The organism is Gabonibacter chumensis, assembly GCF_024741215.1.
In the GTDB taxonomy this organism is placed as follows: Bacteria; Bacteroidota; Bacteroidia; order Bacteroidales; family Marinifilaceae; genus Gabonibacter; species Gabonibacter massiliensis.
This window is the reverse complement of sequence record NZ_JANSKB010000003.1, coordinates 275,644-297,841: the sequence shown is the minus strand read 5'-3', so window position 1 is coordinate 297,841 and position 22,198 is coordinate 275,644. Positions and strand designations below refer to the sequence as shown.

General features: G+C 42.8%; 14 protein-coding genes, 1 tRNA gene and 3 pseudogenes. 14 read left to right on the top strand and 4 right to left on the bottom strand.

Annotated elements, in window-relative coordinates; translation table 11 throughout:
- Window positions 1-242: 242 nt before the first annotated feature.
- Entirely contained in the window at window positions 243-1,919 is a 1,677-nt protein-coding gene (gene ettA / locus NVS78_RS10760) for an energy-dependent translational throttle protein EttA (protein WP_286359178.1), read from the top strand.
- Between the two features lie 11 nt (window positions 1,920-1,930).
- Window positions 1,931-2,734: a hypothetical protein gene (locus NVS78_RS10755; protein WP_041502141.1), complete on the top strand. Its 804-nt coding sequence runs from the start codon at window positions 1,931-1,933 to the stop codon at window positions 2,732-2,734.
- Between the two features lie 43 nt (window positions 2,735-2,777).
- Here NVS78_RS10755 and NVS78_RS10750 read toward each other — a convergent pair whose 3' ends face one another.
- Window positions 2,778-5,267 carry an AsmA-like C-terminal region-containing protein gene (locus tag NVS78_RS10750; RefSeq protein ID WP_286359177.1) on the bottom strand — a complete coding sequence of 830 codons (2,490 nt, stop codon included), beginning with the start codon at window positions 5,265-5,267 and terminating at the stop codon, window positions 2,778-2,780.
- A gap of 55 nt (window positions 5,268-5,322) precedes the next feature.
- Window positions 5,323-5,883, bottom strand: coding sequence for a ComEA family DNA-binding protein (locus NVS78_RS10745; protein WP_286359176.1), 561 nt, complete (start codon window positions 5,881-5,883; stop codon window positions 5,323-5,325).
- Between the two features lie 212 nt (window positions 5,884-6,095).
- Here NVS78_RS10745 and NVS78_RS10740 point away from each other — a divergent pair.
- Both NVS78_RS10740 and NVS78_RS10735 read left to right on the top strand, forming a co-directional pair.
- Window positions 6,096-6,168: transfer RNA gene (locus NVS78_RS10740), tRNA-Lys, on the top strand.
- Between the two features lie 165 nt (window positions 6,169-6,333).
- Window positions 6,334-6,711, top strand: a pseudogene (locus tag NVS78_RS10735) (insulinase family protein); the annotation flags it as partial.
- A gap of 191 nt (window positions 6,712-6,902) precedes the next feature.
- On the opposite strand, the gene NVS78_RS10730 reads toward NVS78_RS10735, so the two are convergent.
- Together NVS78_RS10730 and NVS78_RS10725 are read right to left on the bottom strand one after the other, a co-directional pair.
- Complete coding sequence (locus NVS78_RS10730) at window positions 6,903-7,436, bottom strand: hypothetical protein (RefSeq protein ID WP_286359175.1); 534 nt, start codon at window positions 7,434-7,436, stop codon at window positions 6,903-6,905.
- Between the two features lie 281 nt (window positions 7,437-7,717).
- A pseudogene (locus tag NVS78_RS10725) lies at window positions 7,718-9,841 on the bottom strand (HRDC domain-containing protein).
- Window positions 9,842-10,343: 502 nt separating this feature from the next.
- On the opposite strand from NVS78_RS10725, the gene NVS78_RS10720 reads away from it, so the two are divergent.
- The 10 genes and pseudogenes from NVS78_RS10720 to NVS78_RS10675 form a co-directional block, all read left to right on the top strand.
- Window positions 10,344-10,898, top strand: coding sequence for an RNA polymerase sigma-70 factor (locus NVS78_RS10720; protein WP_286359174.1), 555 nt, complete (start codon window positions 10,344-10,346; stop codon window positions 10,896-10,898).
- A gap of 27 nt (window positions 10,899-10,925) precedes the next feature.
- Window positions 10,926-12,119, top strand: coding sequence for a FecR family protein (locus tag NVS78_RS14210; protein ID WP_286359173.1), 1,194 nt, complete (start codon window positions 10,926-10,928; stop codon window positions 12,117-12,119).
- A 110-nt stretch (window positions 12,120-12,229) separates the two neighbouring features.
- Window positions 12,230-15,697, top strand: a complete 3,468-nt coding sequence (locus tag NVS78_RS10710) for a SusC/RagA family TonB-linked outer membrane protein (protein ID WP_286359172.1) — start codon at window positions 12,230-12,232, stop codon at window positions 15,695-15,697.
- A 6-nt stretch (window positions 15,698-15,703) separates the two neighbouring features.
- Window positions 15,704-16,972: a RagB/SusD family nutrient uptake outer membrane protein gene (locus NVS78_RS10705; RefSeq protein WP_286359171.1), complete on the top strand. Its 1,269-nt coding sequence runs from the start codon at window positions 15,704-15,706 to the stop codon at window positions 16,970-16,972.
- The gene (locus NVS78_RS10700) at window positions 16,953-17,222 is read left to right on the top strand and encodes a RagB/SusD family nutrient uptake outer membrane protein (protein WP_286359170.1); all 270 of its coding nucleotides are present in this window, start codon (window positions 16,953-16,955) and stop codon (window positions 17,220-17,222) included. Before NVS78_RS10705 ends, NVS78_RS10700 begins: the two co-directional genes overlap by 20 nt.
- A 1-nt stretch (window position 17,223) precedes the next feature.
- Window positions 17,224-17,862, top strand: coding sequence for a hypothetical protein (locus tag NVS78_RS10695; protein ID WP_286359169.1), 639 nt, complete (start codon window positions 17,224-17,226; stop codon window positions 17,860-17,862).
- 23 nt (window positions 17,863-17,885) lie between these two features.
- The gene (locus NVS78_RS10690) at window positions 17,886-18,308 is read left to right on the top strand and encodes a hypothetical protein (protein WP_286359168.1); all 423 of its coding nucleotides are present in this window, start codon (window positions 17,886-17,888) and stop codon (window positions 18,306-18,308) included.
- Between the two features lie 5 nt (window positions 18,309-18,313).
- The gene (locus tag NVS78_RS10685; RefSeq protein WP_286359167.1) at window positions 18,314-20,020 is read left to right on the top strand and encodes a metallopeptidase TldD-related protein; all 1,707 of its coding nucleotides are present in this window, start codon (window positions 18,314-18,316) and stop codon (window positions 20,018-20,020) included.
- Between the two features lie 41 nt (window positions 20,021-20,061).
- Window positions 20,062-21,708, top strand: coding sequence for a metallopeptidase TldD-related protein (locus tag NVS78_RS10680; protein ID WP_286359166.1), 1,647 nt, complete (start codon window positions 20,062-20,064; stop codon window positions 21,706-21,708).
- A 279-nt stretch (window positions 21,709-21,987) separates the two neighbouring features.
- Window positions 21,988-22,161, top strand: a pseudogene (locus tag NVS78_RS10675) (HAD hydrolase family protein); the annotation flags it as partial.
- Window positions 22,162-22,198 lie beyond the last annotated feature (37 nt).

Genomic DNA, 22,198 nt, shown 5'->3' with positions numbered 1-22,198 from the left:
TTGTATTATTGAAATAAAAAAAGATAAAAGGTGGATGAGAGAAATAGTCATGAAATTTTTAATAGGCCGATAAATTGTTTTTTTGTTTGAAGCTCTTTGAGGGGGATAAAATGATTTTTACTTAGTGTTATTAAGTATTGCGATTTTTTTTATTGATGGATATGGTTTATCTTTGTATCCGTTTTGAGTGGAAATCAGTCGTAGATATAATTTAAACATAATAATAGAACAAGTTAAAGCATATGGCAGACGATAAAAAAATTATTTTTTCAATGATGAGGGTAAGTAAAACTATCCCTCCGCAACGAAAGATAATAAAAGATATATCCCTTTCTTTCTTTTATGGTGCGAAGATTGGAGTAATTGGATTGAATGGGTCGGGTAAATCTACTTTATTGAAAATTATCGCCGGTTTGGATTCGAATTATGAGGGGAAAGTTGTCTGGTCCAAAGAACATTCGATAGGTTATCTTCCCCAGGAGCCTCTGTTGGATGATACGAAAACGGTGAAAGAGGTCGTTGAGGAAGGAGTTCAGGAAGTGATGGATTTATTGAAAGAGTACGAGGAGGTGAACCTGAAGTTCTGTGAACCGATGAGTGATGAGGAGATGGATAAATTGATGGTCCGTCAGGGAGAATTGACCGAATTGATAGAACATAACGGAGGATGGGAAATCGATCAGAAATTGGAGCGGGCTATGGATGCTCTTCGTTGTCCGGAACCGGATGCTTTGGTTAAGAACTTGTCCGGGGGAGAACGTCGTCGGGTTGCTCTATGCAGATTGCTGTTAAAGGAACCCGATATTTTATTACTGGATGAGCCTACGAACCATTTGGATGCCGAATCGGTCGAATGGCTGGAACAACATTTGCATCAATATCCCGGAACGGTAATATGTGTGACTCACGACCGTTATTTTCTGGATAACGTGGCAGGATGGATTTTAGAGTTGGATCGGGGAGAAGGAATTCCTTGGGAGGGAAATTATTCCTCCTGGTTGGAGCAAAAAGCAAGACGTTTGGAGCAGGAAGAGAAACAGGCAAGTAAACGAAGAAAGACGTTGGAAAGAGAATTGGAATGGGTGAGAATGTCTCCGAAAGCCCGTCAGGCGAAAAGTAAGGCTCGTTTAAAGGCTTACGATCGAATGATGGAGGAAGACGTAAAGGAGAAAGAAGAGCAATTGGAGATTTTTATACCGAATGGTCCTCGTCTCGGAAACAAGGTTATTGAGGCGGAGCATGTGTCGAAAGGATTTGGCGAGAAATTGCTTTTCGAGGATTTGGAGTTCCAGTTGCCTCCGGCCGGAATTGTCGGGGTGATCGGACCGAATGGAGCGGGAAAAACGACTCTTTTCAGGATGATAATGGGATTGGAAAAGGCTGATGCCGGGACGTTTGAAGTCGGCCCAACGGTGAAGATTGGTTATGTCGATCAACAACATGCTTCCATTGATCCGGAAAAGACCGTGTATCAAATTATTTCGGGAGGGAGTGACCTGATAACCGTGGGAGGGCGTGAAATAAACGCCCGGGCGTATGTTTCTAAATTTAATTTTTCAGGTTCCGACCAGGAAAAAAAGTGTGGAGTCCTGTCCGGGGGAGAGAGAAATCGCCTGCATTTGGCTTTGGCGTTAAAGGAGGAAGCAAACGTTCTATTATTGGATGAGCCTACAAACGATATCGATGTGAATACGTTGCGGGCATTGGAAGAAGGTTTGGAAAATTTTGCCGGTTGTGCGGTTGTGGTTTCCCATGACCGTTGGTTTTTGGATCGTATCGCGACTCATATTCTGGCATTCGAGGGTGATTCTAAGGTGGTGTATTTTGAAGGGAGTTACTCCGAATACGAGGAAAATAAAAAGAAACGTTTGGGGGATGTTACTCCTAAACGTATACGTTATAAAAAATTAATCGGCTAAGGTTAGAAAGCGTGCCTAAGAAAAAAGAAAATAATATCGTGAATACTGGTTTTGTTCCCGGTATATATAATTATTGCGATCGTTGGTGTGAACGCTGTAAATTTCAATCCCGTTGCATGAGCTTCACGATGGGGAAAAAATTGAAAGAAAGAGCAAAGGTCGATTTCGATGAGGAGTTGCCGGATGATGATGATGTAGCTCTTTCTCGTTTGAAAAGTATCTTCGATTCAACCTATGAGGTATTACGGGAGTTGGCTGAGGAGAAGGGAATCGCGATTGAAGACATATATCGGGCAGAAAATATCGATAAGGGTTTCTGGGGCGAAGATTATGAGGATTTGGACGATGATGACGAAGAGCTGGCCAGAAAAGTGGAGAGGGAAGATATGATCTGCTGTAACCGGATATATGAGACTTTGGCTGATAAGTGTCAGGAGAGTATATATCAGAAATTGGATGAAGAGGAGGAGAAAGGTAATGGAATAAAGACGAAGGAGGTCGATGAAGCATTGGTGGAAATCAGCTGGTATCTGGATCTGATTCACGCGAAAATGAAACGGGCTTTGTACGGCTTTCATATTTACGCGGATAAAATCAATGCCAAACAGGAAGAAAATGATTATAACGGCTCGGCGAAGGTAGCCTTGTTGGCTATTGAAATTTCTTATCAAGCCTGGTCCGTGTTGAAAAACAAGGTGGTTTATTTTCAACAGGATATAGAACGTATTTTGGTCGTTTTGGAGCAAATGCTGCGGGACCTGGAACATCGCTTTCCGGATGCCCGAAATTTTTGTCGTCCGGGTTTCGATCAATAAAATAAGGCTACTTTTAAAAGCAGCCTTATTTTATTGAGGAGGGTTATTTCTTTTTGAACAGCTTGTCAAGTCCTTTCAGTATATTCTTTTTAACTTCTTTGCCCGCTTCTTTCTCTACGGCTTTTATCGCTTTTGTTAAATCTGGTTTCACGATAGGTTTATCAAGGGTTCCTTCAATCTTTACGTCAACATCCAACGCTTTAATATTGCTTGCTCCCGGGAGTGCGGAGAGTACGTTGTTGATATCTTTTCCGAAATATTTCCGGTCGATGTTCATGGAGAGGGTATAGTCCATCTCCCCGTTTACAGTTTGGGAACCGTAGATTGTCGTCGGGTTTCCTGCTAAATGGGTGGTAAAGGGTTCTATGATAATATTTCCGTGATCCAGTTTAAAGTCTATTTTTAACTTGCTGATACTGATTCGGCTTAATTCGTCATTTTTTAATAAAGTGGCTAATTTCGCCATAGCCGGGTTGTCTTTTATTAAGAATCCGGCCGTGGAAAGACTTCCTCCTCCGTTTACCGTGTTCATGATCGGACTCATCTCCTGATCCAAATTAGCGGAAAATTTCATTACGGTAGAGATTTTTCCGGAACAATTCATCGCCATGGGAACACTTTGTCTGATAAAGCTAAACGCGTGGTAGGCGGCATCGATATCGAAATTGTCTATCCGGAGATTGAAATCCACGAATGGTTTAGCCGGATTGGCCGTGTTATAGGATCCGTTCATGAGTATTTTTCCCTCCAGCATATCCATACTGAGATTTTTAAGGGTAGCCACGCCTCCTGCTGTTTGTATATTTCCGTTAATGTTCTTGGCGGTCAGTTGATCGAACAGTAAGGTTTTAACGTTGGTATTTAAACCCAGTTGGATATTTTTGGGAACTTCAAATACTCCGTTAGGCGAGGGAGAAGCGTTATCCGTTTGTGTTTGTGTGGTATCCGTGGTTATATTTGCCATCAATTCGTTCAGGTTCAATAATTTTGAATTTAAATTAAAATTCCCTTTTAATGTTTGGTTCTTAAATATATAGGGCAGATAGTCGGCCACGTATCCCTCCAAGGTGAGATCGGATGAATTGATTTGAATCGATAGATTCTTCAAATTCAAACGAGCCGGGGTTACGGTTAAATCTCCGGAGGGGATAGCGATGCCTTTTGGAAAATCACTGTTTTTGAACAGAACATCTTTCAATGAAATTTTTCCGGTAGCGGAAAATTTTTCGTATTGTTCTTTTTCGATGTATTGGTATTTTCCGTTGAACGCCATATCTACGGAAAGTATCCCGTTGAGGGTGATGTCTTGTAAGGGAAGGGCTTTTTTAAGACTTTCGAAATTGATGATGCCTTTGGCTTCTCCTTTTAGTGTGGGATCTTCCGGGTCGGAAACCAATAAGCGCATGTCGAACGGATTATCTGCCACGGAAAAGGATAGGGTACGTAAGTCTGCAACCGTTAGAGAGGGAGTTCCTCCCGGATTAGTAATACTTAACTTAAGATTGATCTTTTCGATGGATTCAGGAAGTTCAGGATATTTTAAACTGGCATCCAATATATTGAATTGGATATCGAATTGCGGGAGATGATTTTCATAATATTCTCCTTTTGCCGTGGCATTAAGCTGAAAACCTCCGGAAGTTTTTACTCCTTCAATCTCTTTTTGGAATTCTTTCGGAACCATAGCCAAAAGACTTTCGAATTGGGTGTCGGGGGCGTTTAGCTTCAGATCCATATCGTATTTTTCTTTTCCTATACCTACATTGCCTGTCAAATCTAATTTCAGGTCATTCAACGACATATCGTTTTTCTTGATATGGAACAGCATCTCCTTCAGATTGGCTTCGATATCGGCTTGCCAGTTGAAATTCGTGTTGTTGACCCATACGCTGTTGCCTTGACGGAAACAGATATTTTCCAAATGGAGTAAAATTTGTAGAAGCGTATTTGTTTCGGAAAGATTTCCTTGCAATTTCAGGTTGATTTTATCGATGCTGAAATAGGTGGAAGATTGAAAATCTTTGTAATCTAAATAAAGGTCCCGGATCTCGATGTGATTGAATCTGACCGATTTCCCGGAGGTGTCTGTTTTTGTCTGAATACTATCTTGTGGAGTGGCGGTTCCCGTACTGTCCGATGCAATCATTATGTCCCAGTTTTCCCGACCGGAGGCCGTTACTTGCGGCATCAAACGGCAATCTTTTAATAAAATACGGTTGATGATGATCTCGTTTCCCGAAATAAGGGATTTTAGATTAACGGATGCTTCAAATTCAGGAATACGAATTAAGGTGTCTTTTACCGTTTCCCGGTTCTCGGATAACATGACATCTGTTAATGTAACGCTTAAATCCGGAAAATTTTTGAACATGCTTAAGTTTACGTCTCCGATTTTTAAGTCGGCTTTCATATACTTTGAGGACTGTTCTTCTATAAGCCGGAGAATGTCGCTTTTAAAGAATACCGGAATCGTTATCAGTGCGATAATGAACAGTATAAAAATACCGAGGATAATAATGAATACTTTCTTCATATTTAGTTGTTTTTATGTTTCTGATCAATAATGAGTCCCTACAAAGTTATGTAAATTATTTGAAGTAAGGTTTTATCTTTTTGAGTTTGTGGGGAGCCAATATTTTTTTCTGCTCCAATAGGGAATAGGTAATCGTTCCCCACTCTTTCTTCGCTTTAAAGATCAGTTGCACTTCCCCGTATTCCAAATAAGGATGACTCAATATGTTTTTAAAGCTCATGGTATCCATCTCTTTTTTTGTAATGTGTTTGGGATCGGCATAAAAATGATCCAGCAAAGAGTCTACGGAGAGGTATTTGAAGGAGATTTCTTTCAATTGTAAGGGTGTATGAAAACCTCCGAGGCGTTTTCTGTATTTTAGTATCTTGGAAGCGTAGTAGGGACCGATGCCTTTTATCTTGGTTAAAGAAACACTATCGACCGAGTTTAATTCAAACCGTTTTACCGGGGAGGCCGGATGAGTCGAGACGGGTACCGTGGAATCGGGAATCTCGGCTTGCGTGAGCAGGAAAAAAGGGGTGTCGTCTTCCTCGATTAGAAGAGGAAATACGAAGAAGCCTGTTAGCAAAAAAGATAGCACGATAATTCCTTTTTTCTCTGACGATCTAAGCGGCATATTTATTGTGATTTTATAAATGGTTATAAGTTATGATATTTTTTTGAAATATCAAAGGGCAGGACTATGCCCTATGGAGATTTTGTTTATCAACTATTTAATGTTTTTCCAAGAAAGAAGTATAAAAAAGTCAGGAAAATAAACAAAAATAAATTTGTATGGGATGCAAAAATATATACCTTTGCACCGCAATTGTAAAAAAAACAATTGACGATTCAGTAGCTCAGCCGGTAGAGCACAACACTTTTAATGTTGGGGTCCTGGGTTCGAATCCCAGCTGGATCACAGAAACAACTGAAAATAAGGTTGAAAAAATGCAAAACTTGCCAAATTACTGATTTGGCAGGTTTTTTGTTTTGTCGAAATGACAAGAAACGTATCCTGTAGCTTTCATTTACCCAATTTGACGAGTGGTCTCGCATTTATAACATCTGTGTTGCTTTGTCTACGGTATATCCCGTTGCCACCTTGTATAACGAATATTTCGGTGGGGGTATGAATTCTATCGTTTTCCAAGAACTGCGTGAATCCCGCGGATTGGCTTATTCCGCTTCTGCCAGCTTGGGACAACCTTTCCGCCTGGATAGACCTTATGTCTATACCACGTTTATCGCTACCCAAAATGATAAAATGGGAGATGCCCTGACCGCGTTCGACGAAATTCAAAACCTGACCATGAAAGATGTAAAAGCTTTTCAGGAAAAATGGGTGAAAAATCGTACCTATACCTATTGTATATTAGGAAATGAGAAAGAGCTGGACATGAAGAAATTGTCTTCCTATGGTCCCGTTACCCGCCTCACTACCGAAGAGATCTTCGGATATTAAAAAAGACAAATAAAAAGAATGATCGAAATTTCAATTTCGATCATTCTTTTTATATCATTTCATTTGGTATAAATATATTCGAATATAAACTAACGGTTTAGATGGTTACTAAATAACTCTTATGGATTATTATAAGCGAAAATACGATATTTAGCTTGAAGCTGGTTGAAATATTTGCTTTTTGATCTGCTTTATATTCTTAAAGTTCCGATGTCACTTGCATAATTGTTTCTGTAAATGCGAATCTTGTTGGAATGGCCTATTATTAATTTATAATGAATAGGTATAATTCCCTCTGGATATTTTGCTTGATCGTAAAGAGAAATATCTTGTCCTGAATAATCTATATTAAACCAAAAACTTATTTCTATCCGACCTCGACTGTATTTTCTTTCCTTATAGTCAAAGATTTTGTACTTCATACTTTGCATTTGGTTTGCATAATTTTTCGGGGGAAAATCTTCTTTGTAAGGATTATCATAGCTCATACAAGAGATCAAAGAATCTCCGATGATGTGAATATATCCTCGAGTTTTCGGTAAGAGGATACTTTCGTAATCCTCATAAGTATTCAATCCTATATCAATGATGTAATTGCGGCAATCTATTTTTGCTTTGATTACTTTTGCGATAGCCTCTTTTGACGGATTTTGATTTAACGAGGCACATGACAGTAAAAGAATAAATATGTTTATAGTCAGGAATAATGGTAGATTTGTTTTCATAATAATTTAAATGTTAGCATGTTATTGAAATACTTTCTACGTTAATTTAGATCTTTCTATAAATATATAACTATTTCATTAATAATAAAAATAAATATATACATATTTTTATCATTAATAAAATATGGAATGCTTAATTATTCTATTGTGAAGTTTGTTTACTCAAATATGGTAAGGCGGGTGAGGTTTATGGCATCTATAAGGTCTGAAATTAATACTCTAATCTCTAAATCTCCTAATCTCCTAATCACAGAATCTCCTAATCCCTTAATCTCCAATCGTCACTTCTCTTTGTTTTGATCGAACCGAAACTGATCTACGATCTCCAATAACTTGGCTCCGTAACGCTCGATTATTTTTTTCCCTACACCCGGAACGGTAAGCATCTCTTTGCTGGAAGTGGGTAAGGTATTGGCAATGCCTAAGATTGCTTTTTGATGTAGAATGGTGTAAGCGGGAAGACCTTGTCGTTTTGCCTCTTCGTTTCTCCAGTTCCGTAAGATGTTGTAGAGTTTGGGATACAAAATATCATTGCTGATTTCTGCTTTTTCAGATACTTTTTTTGCCCGGGCCTTGGGTTGTTCTATCATTGCTTTGGCTTTGGCCTGTAAATACACTTTTACGTCAAAGCCATTTTTTACCGCTTCGAGAGCAGTTATTTTTAATTCCGTTACTTGTTGTAATTTCAGCAAGGCTTCTTCAATTGTTTTTCGAACCTCTTTATTATCTATTTCCGGATGTGTATTTTCCAGAAGGGGAGTAATTTGTTTTTTTGTGTTTTCCAAAAAATAGGTAACGCCCTTGTTTACGCGCTCGCAAATTTGTTCGTTATTTTCATAATCTTTCTGTTGACTAATCATGCGTTCTAATTGCACTTGGAAACGATTTCCCACCTATGCCAATTCATTGTGACAAAATTCTCGGGCTACCCTGAATTGTTCCGTTAATTCGGGATAAAGCTTCCATAAATGTTCATAGAACAAGCGGGAGGTGTATTGCAAACGTCGCAATAGAGGTTGATAGTCGAACAAATCTTGTAACAATTGCAGGTAATACGTGCGTCGGGCTTCTGATAATTGATCTTGTCCCGGTTGACGATGCGCTATGTCGTCCGAAAATTGCTTTACGGTATGGTCGTTAACCAAAGTTCCGGGACGCAATGGGGTTCCCAATACGAGTCCTTCCAGAGTTTTGCATCGACTCAAAGCCACGTATACCTGTCCGTGGGCGAATGCGGCTCCGGCATCGACAATCGCTTTTTCAAATGTCAGGCCTTGACTTTTATGTATGGTAATGGCCCATGCCGTTTTTAAAGGGTATTGTTTAAAGACTCCCGCGACGGTCTCTGATATCTCCTGTGTCTTTGCATCTATGCTGTATTTGGTGTTTGTCCACTCCTCGCGGGTAACGGTAATGACTTCTTCATCGGTTCCGCTTTTCACCATGATACGGTCGGTACCGATCGACGTGATCTTGCCGATCTTACCATTGTAATAACGCTTGTCGGAAGAAGAGTCGTTTTTAACAAACATGACCTGTGCTCCCTTTTTCAGTACCAATTGTTGATCGGTCGGAAAGGAGTAGTCCGGAAAATCGTCCTTCACTTCCGCTTGAAAAGTATAGGCCCGCGTATCCAGTAAGTCCAGCTTTTGTTTATTAATCTGTTGTGCTTGATAATTGTGAGTCGTGAGTGTAATGTATCCCTCATTATCGTCCGGGGCAAAACCGGGAATATAGCGTTTGTTTAAAGCCGTGAGCGTTGCCGTATCCGCTTTATTATCCCGGATTTTATTTAAAAGGTGGATGAAAGTCTCATCGGATTGTCGATAGACATGTGTCAGTTCGATGCTGACATAGGGTAAATTCTGCAAAGCCTGACAGGAAAAGAAGAAAGGTGAAGAGTAAACATCTTTCAATAGACACCATTCCTCTTCTTTTACCACCGGGGCCAACTGTTGCAAATCGCCGATCATCAATAACTGGACACCGCCAAAGGGTTTTTCTTTGTTCTTGTAATGCCTGAGCATGTCGCTGACCGCATCCAGTAAATCTGCTCGTACCATACTGATTTCGTCGATAACCAGCAGATCCATACTGCGAATGATATTGATTTTTTCCTTATTGAATTTATGTACGAATCGACTTTTTCCGTCTTGGGCATTATCGATCTGTCCGGGAAGATAGGGTCCGAAGGGCAACTGGAAAAAAGAGTGAATAGTAACACCTCCTGCGTTAATGGCTGCAACACCGGTAGGTGCTACAACGATCATTCGTTTAGGAGAACGTTTTTTGAGTTCTTGCAGAAATGTCGTTTTACCCGTTCCCGCTTTACCGGTCAGAAAGACACTCGTTCCGGTATATTCGAGGTAATTGAAAGCCAGTTCAAGTTGTGAGTTCGTCTCCATAATTTTTAACGCACGAGGATTATTCTACAAAATTAAGAAATTTCACTCCAAGACCGACACTTTCCCACTACAAATTGCAAATTTGTTTTTCGATTGATCTGGAAATAGATGTAGTGATCAATCGTCGTCTAATGATTCGATGGAAAAACCTTTAATTTTTTTCCCGTCCCTTACTAAATGAATGATGTATCTCGGCTTTTGATGGCCACGGTAATTACCGGAATAACCTACTTCCTTAAAATGAATGGCACTTCCCGACCATACATGTTTCAGATCATTTGACTCTTTAAATCAAAGATTACGTTATAGTTGATTTTTTAATCGTCAATGTATCCTTGGCAAGCTTTCTAATCATTTAATATTAAAGCATTAATTTAATTTAGAGCTAATTTTGGATGTATTGTGGGTTTAATAATATTAATGTGACAATAGTAGAAATATATTTTTATTTTATTAATTTAATTTTTACTGTTATATATTTGTACCGGATACAGGGTTGTATATGATTAAATTGATTGACCATAAAGAGGTTTTTGAACAGTTATTCCGGGAGAATTATGTCCGTTTGTATTATCATGCCCTTAGCTTTTTAAATGATGAGGAAACGGCGAAAGATACTGTCAATGACGTGTTTGAAAAGGTTTGGATGAACTTTGAAAAGATCGAGCGTTCCCAATCTCCTTTACCGTTATTGTATACTTTGGTACGTAATCATTGCGTGAGTCAGCTTCGGCGTCGGAAGGCAAAGGAGCGTTTTGCCTTCGAATGGTCGTTAAAGAAGGAGGCGATTAACGAGGACTGCATGGAATATGAACTTTTGATCGAGCGTTTGCGCGATTCCGTCGGAAATTTACCCGGACAAACGAAGACCGTATTCAGGAAATGTTTTCTCGAGGGGAGAAAATATCAAGAAGCAGCGGATGAATTGGCTATCTCTATCAATACGGTTAAGACGCATATAACTAAGGCTTTACGTATTCTCCGGGAAGAGTATTCGAATGATGCACTTTGGTTGCTGATATTTTTTTTGCGAAAAACAAATAAAAAAGTATTATAAGGCATCACCCTTTTTGATACGTAGTGCGTGTTCTTAGAAACAGGAGACGAAAACATGCATAACGATTTTAATTACGAGGATATAGAATTCGCATTATATATTTTACATCATCTGAATTGTTTAGATGATCCGGAGGTTCGAGCTTGGTTGGAGGTGAAGGAACATCGGGATCTGTTGGAAGGATTACGGCGTTGCCGGGAAGCCGGTATGCGTGAGAAAGGAGAGATGGAGGTGGACGAGGAGTATCAATGGTTGTTGTTGGACGAGAGAATAACTTTACGGGCGAGAAAAATACGGATCCGTCGTAGGATGATGAAGTTCGTGGCTTCGGTTTTAGTGTTGATTTCTGCAACGATGGCTGTTTACTATCAACAAAGAGAAAGACAATTTATCAAACCGATGGAGTTAACCCGGGATACGGAGAAGAATACGGTAACGTTGATTACCGAAAACGGGAAAAAGTACTTTTTGGCCTCCGGTACGGGTGCTGAAGATTCTTTAAACATACGAGGGGTGGTTGTTGATTCCGTGGGAGGAATGAAATACATGAGAGTATTGCAGGATGATTGTCGGCCGGAAGAATTTCACACGATAAAAGTACCTCGCGGGGGCGAGTATATGCTGATTTTGGATGACGGGACCCGGGTATGGATCAATTCCGGGTCCGAATTGAGATATCCTTTGGCATTCAGCGGGGCGAAGCGGGAGGTTTTTTTTAAAGGAGAGGCTTATTTCGACGTGAAACGAGAGGTGGATCGCCCTTTTGTCGTGGCGACAATCCGAACCGAGGTCTGTGTGTTAGGTACAGAATTTAACGTGCAGTCATACGAGAACGGGGTAGAGAGTATCACGCTTGTAAAGGGAGTTGTCTCCGTGAAGAAAGAGGGAACGGGAGCGGATCGTGAGGTCGTGTTGAAACCGGGAGAGAATGTCTCGTTGCGTGACGGTTTGTTACGTGTAGAGGAGGTTGACGTGTTAAAGTATACCTCTTGGAAAGAGGGATTTTTCTATTATAATAACGTACGTTTAGAAGACATACTCGACGAGTTGGGCAGATGGTTCGATTTTACCGTGTTTTACCGGAATCCGGAAGCCAAAGATTTTCGTTTTAAGTTTTGGGCTAACCGGAAAGATACGGTGGAACAAGTGATCGGGCGTTTGAATGAGACGGGGAAATTGCGGATGAAGGTAACGGGAAAAACGGTAATTGTTTTTTTGTAAAAGAAAAGTGAACGGGAACCAAATGAGAAAGGGATAGTTGAGACCTATCCCCTTGACATGAATTTGGTTCATCGGACGAATGAACATGTTTAATTCTTAACTACAAATCTATGGAAAAAAAATCGATTTCACCTCATTTTGAGGGGCGAAAAACGAAAAATCGGGTGCAAAACATCACGTGTATTCGCTTGTTTCTGTTTTTAAGCTTCTTTTGTATGACCTCGGTTGTTTTCGGTCAGCAAAAGAAACTGAGTTTCGAATGGGAAAATGTGCCTTTATCGGATGTATTCAATGCCTTGGAAAAAGCGGATGTCTATAAATTCGTGTTTAATTACGAAGATGCAAAACCGTATAAGGTAACATTCGACGTGAAGGAAAAAACGGTATTCCAGATTTTGGATACGATTTTGCGGGATAAGCCTTTTTCATATAAACAGGAGGGTATCTATATCATGATCCGGCGTAAGGAAGCGGAGGTAAAACGGTTTGTCGTGAAAGGAAAAGTGACGGATGAAAAGGGTGTGCCTTTGCCGGGGGTTACCGTGCTGCTGGAAGGAGTGAATATCGGAACGGCTACCGATTCGGAGGGTAAATTCGAGATGTCGGTAACCCGGGAAAAAGGGAGCTTGCTACTCTCGTTTGTCGGGTATAAATCGCAAAAAGTGGCTTATGAAGCGGATAAGGCTGTGTCGGCAAAGATGGAGGAAGAAGTGACGGATCTGGACGAAGTGGTAATTCGGGCTTACGGTACGCAGAACAAAAAAGAGATGGTCAGTTCGATTACTTCGATAAAAGCCGATGAGATGAAAGAGCTTCCTTCGCACAGTATTTTGAGTATGTTACAGGGGCGTTTGGCCGGCGTGGATATCGTGAACCAGTCGGGAGCCCCGGGTTCCGGGGGAAACCGGGTTGCCGTTCGGGGTTACAACTCCTTGATGCAGGAGGGGGCGACCGACGGACAGCCTTTGTACGTGGTCGACGGGGTTCCCATGTTTTCCTTTACTTCTCCGGTAACGGGTACGAATACCTTATCGGATCTCGATCCTTCCATGATTGCTTCCGTGGAAATATTGAAAGATGCCGCTGCTGCCGCGATCTACGGGTCCCGGGCCGGAAACGGGGTAGTCTTGATCACGACCAAGAAAGGACAGGCCGGGAAAACCAAGTTTTCCGTGAATTTTTCCTATACGGCTTCTTTTTTACCCGTTACACCCGAGCAGACGGGAGGACGCTTGGAGAGAATGACCAAGATATACCATATGCGGAATAGCCTGAAAAAGGGATATGATTATATGAACGGGCTTTATTTTTACCCGACTTCTTATGAAGATGCATTCAATAGGGGTGACGGAGGATATGACGGATGGTGGGGAAACGGGTTTCCCGATTCTGCGGGAGAAAATAAAATTCTCCAGGATAGTCTGAATCCCTTCTATAACAACCAGACAAACTGGTATAAATATAGTTTCCGGACGGGTAAGGTGATCAATGCCAATATTCAGGCATCCGGGGGAACCGATAAGGTACAATATATGATCGGGGCCGGGTTTTACGACGAGAAAGGTATTATGTTGAGCAGTAACTACTCCCGGGCAAACCTGATGGTAAACCTTTCGGCCAGGCCTGCTCCTATTTTAACGGCAACGACCCAACTCTACTTGGGGTATATGGATAAAAGCCGAAATCTGAATAACAGGGGAGGAAACCGCGGAATCGAGGGAATGACGGTCGATCCAGCCTCACAGACCACGTTATTTCCCGGACATGGAAAAATAGAAGATAAGTTTTTGGAAAAGATCAATCAGACGGTTACCCGTAATGACAATTATCGTTTGATCGCAAGTTTGGGGTTGGAACTTCAATTAGCGAAAGGATTGACTCTCTCTGGGTTGGGAGCGGTCGATTATGCTCAGTTCAACGTGAACGAATTTATCCCGAGTAACTTGGATGCGGCACAAGGTCTGAATATTTCCATGGGGCAGGTATCCCGGGATATTTCGTTGATGAATGAAAATTTGTTGAAATACAGAATAGAGGGTAATAAACACACGTTGGAGGCTTTATTGGGGATGAGTATTTCCAAAGAGCAGGGATTCGAGAATCAGGGAAGCGGTAACGGGAGTGCAAGCGATAATGTGTATTATTATCAGGGGCCGGGAGGTGTTTATTATACGGAATCGGATAAATTAACACCGAGGCCCAGGACGGATTACCGGTCGAATTTTAATGAAAAGGTCATGTTGAGTTTTTTCGGCCGCTTAAGTTATAATTTCAAAAAACTCTATATCGTGGAGTTTGCTTATCGCCGGGATGGTTCCTCCACTTTCGGAAAGAATGTGCGTTGGGCTGATTTCCCGTCGCTTGCCGTGGGGTGGAATTTTGCGGACGAAGCTTTTTTGAAAAATGCGGCGTGGTTAAACAGCGGAAAAGTGCGTTTGAGCTGGGGAAAGTCCGGTCAGGTATTTCGTGACCCGTACATGGCTTACGGGTTGATGTCCAAAAGCGGAATATTTCAAGGGAATCCGGGGATGACGAGCTTTAATGCCGTTGCGCCCGATTTGACCTGGGAAAAGACCAAGCAGTATAATGCCGGTTTGGATTTGGAATTATTCGATTACCGTTTGAATGTGAAATTCGATTACTATAATAAACTGACCTACTCTTTGATTACGGACGTGCCTACTTTCGGAGATGTACAGGTGATGGACTCTTACAAGAAAAATGCGGGAGAAATTTCGAACGAGGGAGTCGAACTGGAATTGAAAGCCGATATCTTCCGGGATACTCGGGTCAAATGGAGAAGCCGGTTGAATATATCCCGGAACTGGAATAAATTGGAAAAGACCTTTGACGGTAAGGATATGATGGGTAACGTGTTGAAACGGGGTTTGTTCGGTATTTACGTCTTCAATGATAGCGGGTATTACCAAAACGAGAAGGAGGTTCCCGTCTATTACAATAACGAGGGGTTTCCGATCTATATCAATAAGGTGTACGGGGAGATGAGCGGAATGGTAGGAGAGGTGAAGATAGAAGACGTGGACGGCAACGGAGAGATCGGCAATGGAGATTTGTATTACATCGGTAGTGCTTTGCCGTTGGCCTACGGTGGATGGGCAAACGAGATTACCTGGAATAATTTTGACTTGAATATCCTCTTCAATTACTCTTTGGGGCGGAAAATGATAAATGCTGCGCGATACGGGACCCCGATGAGTATTGACGGGCCGATATTCCGGAATTTGAGAGAAACGACTTTCTGGGAGCAAGAGGGAGATAGGACGGATTTACCGCGGATGGGGGCTTCGTTTGTTTTTCCCGAATTGCGTTCGAACGTGGAACGGGTCAATATGCTCCGGTTGAAACAATTGACATTGGGATATAACCTGCCGGAAAAATTTACCAAGAAATTTTACTTCAGCGGTATCCGTTTGTTTATCACGGGAGAGAATATCTGGACCTGGACCAATTATTCCGGTACGGACCCAGAGGTGGTGGATATGGATAGCGGTATCGACGGGGGAAAGGCCTATCCTTTACCCGAAAAATGGACTTTTGGTATAACCCTTAATTTTTAATTAACGATGAAAAGGTTTTATATATATATGATCATGGGAATTCTGTCTGTTTCATGTACCGATTTTTTGGACGTGAGGCCAGAGAATTCAACGACGTTCAATAACTATTTTCGTTCGGGAAAAGATGCGGAAGCTCTGCTCAACTCCATGATGTCGAATCTGCGTTTGGCGGAGAATCAGGATCAAGTACACGCGTGGGCCGGGATGAAGGTGGATAACGTGGCTCAGGATTACCGGGGGAACAGCATAAGGCGTGCCCGGCAATTGGCTCCGCGAACCTATTTTCAGGCGAGTTGGCAATTGTATTATGCTGCCATTCATGATGCCGATCTGCTTTTGGATAATGCTTATCGTTTCCCGATGTCGAAAGAGATCGTGGATATCTATCGTTTACAGGCTTATTTCGTGAAAGGGCTCTGTTATTTTTGGCTCGGACGGGCTTGGGGCGAGGTGCCGATCGTTCCCAACAGCGAATCCGTTACGGAGAAATTAGGAAAAAGCAGTGTCAAACAGGTCTTGGAAGAGGCAACGAAATGGGCATTGTTGGCTATCGATTTACCGAATTACGAAGATTTAAAGGATTATGCTGGAAAGCCCAGAATGACGAAGCAATACGCGAGCAAGGGAGCTGCGGCGGCCCTGTTGGCTAATATCTATGCCTGGCGGGCCAATTTGGAAGATAAAAAGGAGTATTGGGAGGAGGCGGAGAAATACTGCACGATGATTATCGGGAACAAGGCCGGTATCTATGGTTTGGCTGCCGATCCGGAAGAGGTATGCACTCGGGTATTAAAGGGTGGAAGCGAGGAGAGCATATGGGAAATTTACAGAACCTGGACGACGCCGGGAGAGTTTACGGAACGTGCTTTTGTCAGCGAGGAGTTTATCGGCTGGCCGATCAGAACGGATATGGACGTGAGCTTTGCTTATCCGGACGTATTGGAGTTTACGAAAGAGACGGTCAATGAACTTTATCCGCCTGAAGACCTGAGGAGAAAGAGTTATTTCTATGGTATCGATTCGACCGAATTCCACGTGAAGGTCATGAAATACGATTGGCAAACGGGACAGATGGTGGAGGCGATAAAAGTGTATGATTACACGGAAATGGAAAAAGCTTTTGCTAATGTATTCCGTTTTCCATTTTACAATATTAAGAATGATGAAAGTTCGAAACGGTATTTGGGAATGGAGATGAACAAGGTGGTTTGGCGCTTGCCGGATATCCTGTTATTGAGAGCCGAGTGTCGTTTCCGTGCCGGATTTGACGGATGACTTCGGCGGTGATGTACAGCTGTCGATATTCAGGGAGCGGGAACGGGAGTTGTTGTTCGAGGATACCCGCTATTACGATGCTGTTCGAAACGGGTTAGAGTATGTGCGACGAGAATTGCCGGAGGCTTTCGGACGTTTGACTGACGCTGATATCAGAAACGGGGCCTTGTATTATCCCGTGAATACGAGGGCGATGGAAAACAACGATTTGGTTTTACAAAATGTTTACTGGAACACAAAAGTACAATAAAATGATGAAACATATATTTATATTGGCTCTTATATGCTTTATGGTGGCAACGGGAGCCTGTACGAAGGATAATTTTATCAAAACGGGGCTGCATAACGGCCGTTTTGACGGTAGTTTACTGGAGTATTTAAAAGCTCCAGGACACTCTTACGATTGGGATTCGACAGCCAGGTTAGTGGAACAGGCCGGACCGGAAATGGTGCGTCTGTTCGAGGGAAAGGATCCCGAACACCCTGAAATCACTTTTTTGGGACCGACGAACCATTCCATTCGCAGGTATATGCTGTTTGCCGGTTACGAACGTATAGCGGATATGGATCCGGGGGAGTGTGAAATGCTTTTGCTCAATTGCATCATCGATGGAAAGATTTATCGGGACGATGTGCAGAGAGGGAAATACGATGAGAAAGAGGGCGTGCCGGGTGATGGCGGGGATTGGTATGTCACTTTGGGAGGGAATTCGATCTGGTTGTATACCCATCAGGAAACCTTGCAGGGAATTCCGGAAGTAGGTGCGGTTTCCCTGAATGTATATTCCCAGAACGCATTTCGTGAGTTTTCGATCGCCTCTTCGAACATCGAGCCGGATCATTGCGTGGTACACTCTTTGAGCTATCAATTTACCTTGGGTGATTTGTAAAATGTAATTAAAAACAAAATGTTATGAAATGGATCCTATTTATACTGCCCGTTATTTGCCTTTGCTTTATGGCATGTGAAGAAAAGGAGGGGTATTTGAGAACCGAAAATGCCGTTTATGAGCCCGACACGATGGTGGTCCGGCTTGTTCCCGATCCGGAATTGGATGCCGTGCGGATAGAGAATAAATCCCCTTGGCAATCTTTGGCGATGCAGGGATATGAAGGAACGGAACGAATCGATTTTACCGTGGAAGCTGTCTCTTCTACTCTCGGAGAAAAAGCTGCTGTCGTTTTTGCGAACGAGTTAACAATATTGGGCGGGGGTATTTTGCGCTATCCTTATGGAGGGAAATCTCCGGCCGGCCGCTATACGGTGTCGGTGCGTTTGACGGGTCCGGGGTATAGTCAAGTCGTGAAAGATGCTTTTACATTTATCTTAAAATGAAATAGATGAAAAGAGTAAAGTTTATTTATTTATGTTGTGTCCTTGGAATAATAGGTATTCCCGGAGCATTCGCGCAATCGGGAGATAAATTGCTGATGATACTTTCCGGTGAATTGAATGGACATTATCGGGAATTGCAGGGGGAAAAATTTCCCCCCTATTATATGAATTACAGGATTATCGATACTTGGAGTACGACGATTGCGGCCTCGTTCGGGGTATTGAGGGACAATCAGTCCAGACATACCCGGATCATGATTCCGCATATTCGGATAGGGGATTCTCTTCTGGATAATTTCAGCTATTACCCGATGGGGGCGGAAGTCTCCGGGAGTGGAATTTCATATGCGGTATTGCCTATCGATGACGAGAACAACGAGAAAGCCATCCGTCAGGCTATCTGGATGGAGTCTTCTTCCCGGTATGCGTTTGCCTCGGATATATACGAGCGTTCGAAGGCACAAAGTAAAGTGAATGTCAAAAACGAGGATAAATCTCCTTATTTCTCTTCCGCTCCCGTGGAGTCTTATTACGAACCTCCTTTTGCGGCTGATCGGTTGAAGGTTGATACGCGAGCCTGGATTGTCCGGTTGAAGAAAATATCCGATTTATTCAACGAGAACATGTATATGACACGGGGAGATGCGACCTTGACGTATGAGGTCGAGCGCCGTTATTTCGTCGATACGGAAGGACGGAGCGTGGTGGAAAATCTGCCCTATGCCCGGATTATGATTCAGGGGAGTGTTACGGCTTTGGACGGTATGGAACTTCCTTTGCTGCTTTCCTATTTTGCTTACGATCCGGCGGATTTGCCCACGGATGAGCAAATGATTGCGGATACTCGTGAGATGGTAAAGATGTTAGCTGCCTTACGGGAGGCTCCGGTTGCCGAACCTTATACCGGGCCGGCTTTGTTATCGGGAGCTGCCAGCGGGGTGTTTTTTCACGAGATATTCGGACATCGGCTGGAAGGACAACGCATGAAAACGGATGAAGACGGGCAGACATTTAAACAGATGGTGGGGGAGAGTGTATTGGCTCCCGATTTTCAGGTGTTCGACGACCCGACCTTGTCCCGTTATGGCGGAAAGGCTTTGAACGGTTATTATGAATTTGATGATCAGGGGATCCGGTCCAAACGGGTTGACGTGGTTGTCGACGGTAAATTACGTGATTTTTTGATGACCCGGGTGCCGATAGACGGATTTCCCATGACCAACGGGCATGCTCGTGCCAGTGACGGATTCGATCCGGTATCCCGGCAATCCAATCTCTGTATCGAAACGAAATCCCCGAAGACGAAAGAAGAGCTGCGCCGCATGTTGGTCGAAGAGGTGAAAAAGCAGAAAAAGGAGTACGGTTATTTTTTTAAAGAAGTGACGAGCGGTTTGACTTACACGGGTAAGGGAAGTACCAATTCGTTTAACGTAACACCCTTGGTGGTCTATCGGGTTTACACGGATGGTCGTCCGGATGAATTGGTCCGAGGAGTGATATTGATCGGGACACCCTTGTCGATGTTTTCGAATATCGTGTGTGCGGGAGACGATCCCGACGTATTTGTCGGTATCTGTGGGGCGGAGTCCGGAAATGTTGAGGTTACGGCCATATCTCCGACTATCTTGGTTAGCAAAATAGAGACACAGCGCATGGCTAAATCCAGCATTCTGCCTCCTATTCTCCCGAGAGTGTATTTCCCTCAAAAATAGTTGAATGAAAAAATGGAGTTATGGATAAAAATGGAAAAATAATGAAATATGGAGTACTGTTAGCGTTGATTTTGCTCTCGCGAGTCTTGCATGCCCAAAGCCCGGAAGAGATGACTATCTTTACGGCGCTGGGCGATGAACAGATGAGAACGAAAGAGCAGTTGGTACTTCCGATGATGAGCAGGCCGTTCTATGTTTCCTACACTGTCTCTCTTTCCCGTCAGTATTCGGTAGAAGCTACCTTGGGTTCCGTGTTGAACTCGGTTCATTTGCCCCTTCACCTGATGGGAACGGCACAAGTATTGATCGGCGATTACAATCGCACGAATGACTTACGCCACGTGGGACAATTTTTAAGAGTGGATTTAGGAGGAGAAATCGATTATAATGCGATTCGTTTCGGTTTTTGGTTAGCTTCCGATCAGGCGTACAAGATTGCGTTGCAGGAATTTTCGGCCAAGAAAGCTTACCTGGAAGCTAATCCTTACGAGGTTCCTCAGGGGCTTCCCGATTTGTTGCCGACCTCTTCGGTAGAGAAGATGGTTCAGGCAAAGCAACCTTATATTTCCGGTATTTCGGAGGTGGAAACGGTGGCACGGGAATTATCTGCCGTGTTCGGTCATTACAAGGAGATTATCGGATCGAAAGTGGTATTGCAGGGAAACGAGATGACTTTTTATAAACTGACTACGGAGCAGGTAGCAATCAAACAACCGTTGGATTTCGTGGAGTTGTATATGGAGGCAGCCGTTATGACGGCAACCGGGGAATATATCCGCGATTCCTATATTTTGCTTGCGCCCTCGTTTGCAGCCTTACCTGCGGTCGATGATCTCAAACAAGTCGTGGCTGGTTTTGCCCGGCGTCTGATGGATCTGAAAAACGCGGAGGTGTTTCGGGAGGAGTACAATGGGCCGATTCTTTTTGAAAACGAAGCCGTACGGCAGATTTTTGCAGAGAATCTGTTGGGGAATAACGGTGGTCTATGTACTTACCGGATGCCGTTGGGGGAGAGGGAGGCGACGACCTCTTTCGAAGATAAGATCGGGAAAAAGTTGCTCGATTCCCGGTTGAGTGTAGTGAATTACAGTTCCATGACGGAATATATGAGTGTACCCCTATTGGGAAGCTATGTCGTGGATGCCGAGGGGGTGGTTCCTGAAGAAGAGATGCTGCTCGTGGATAAAGGTGTTTTGAAAAAGGAGTTGAACGGGAAGATTCCGACGAATAAAGTGCGTTATTCCACCGGAAGTGCCCGATTTATTCCTGCCCGCGGTGACGTGATCTACGTGACTGCTCCTGGAACGCTCCATGTGAAAGCGAACGACGGGTTAAAATCCGAAGCCATGAAAAAAGCCTTGCTTAAAGCGGCAAAGGAAGAGAAACTGGATTACGCTTATATCGTGCGTCGCTTGTCCGGTAACGCTTCCTTGTTGTATCGGGTGGATGTGAAAACAGGAAAAGAGACCCAGGTCCGATTCGGAAAGGTTTCCCCCGTGAACATGGCTAAGTTGAAAAATATCAGGGCGATTTGTTCCTCGGAGAGGGTAAATAATTTTATACTCGACAAAGGAGCCGTTGTATCTATGATTTATCCCTCTTCCATGCTTTTGGATAATCTGGATATTTCGGTGATGAATGTTCAGAAAAGGAAACTTCCGATTTTGAAGAATCCTTTACAGAAATAATGATTTTTTGGGTTTCGGCTGCCGGATAATGCTTCGTGTTAATCCGACAGCCGAAACTTTTAATTGTAAATACCTTGAGTCAGTCTGGAAATTGACCTGGAAGTGCTATAACAAATGCTTTCATCATTTTTTGGGTATTAAGATTTATAATAACGAACTTGTTGTAAAGTTAGTGAAATTATATGGCATAACGAACAATTATGAATGAAGGGATGAGGTATAGATAACGTACGTGCTTCTTTACTTCCCGGGGATAAGGAAAAGATAATCGAAGAGTAGCAACAAAAAGGGAAAAAGGTGATGATGGTCGGCGATGGAGTAAACGATGCGCCTGCATTAGTCTGTGCGGATATCGGAATTGCTATTGGTGCGGGTACGGATGTCGCTATCGATTCGGCCGATGTGGTTTTAGTGCAGAGTAATCCTTACGACATTATCCACTTTTTATCATTGATCGTGGCTATTAATGCCTTATCGTTAAAAATGAAAT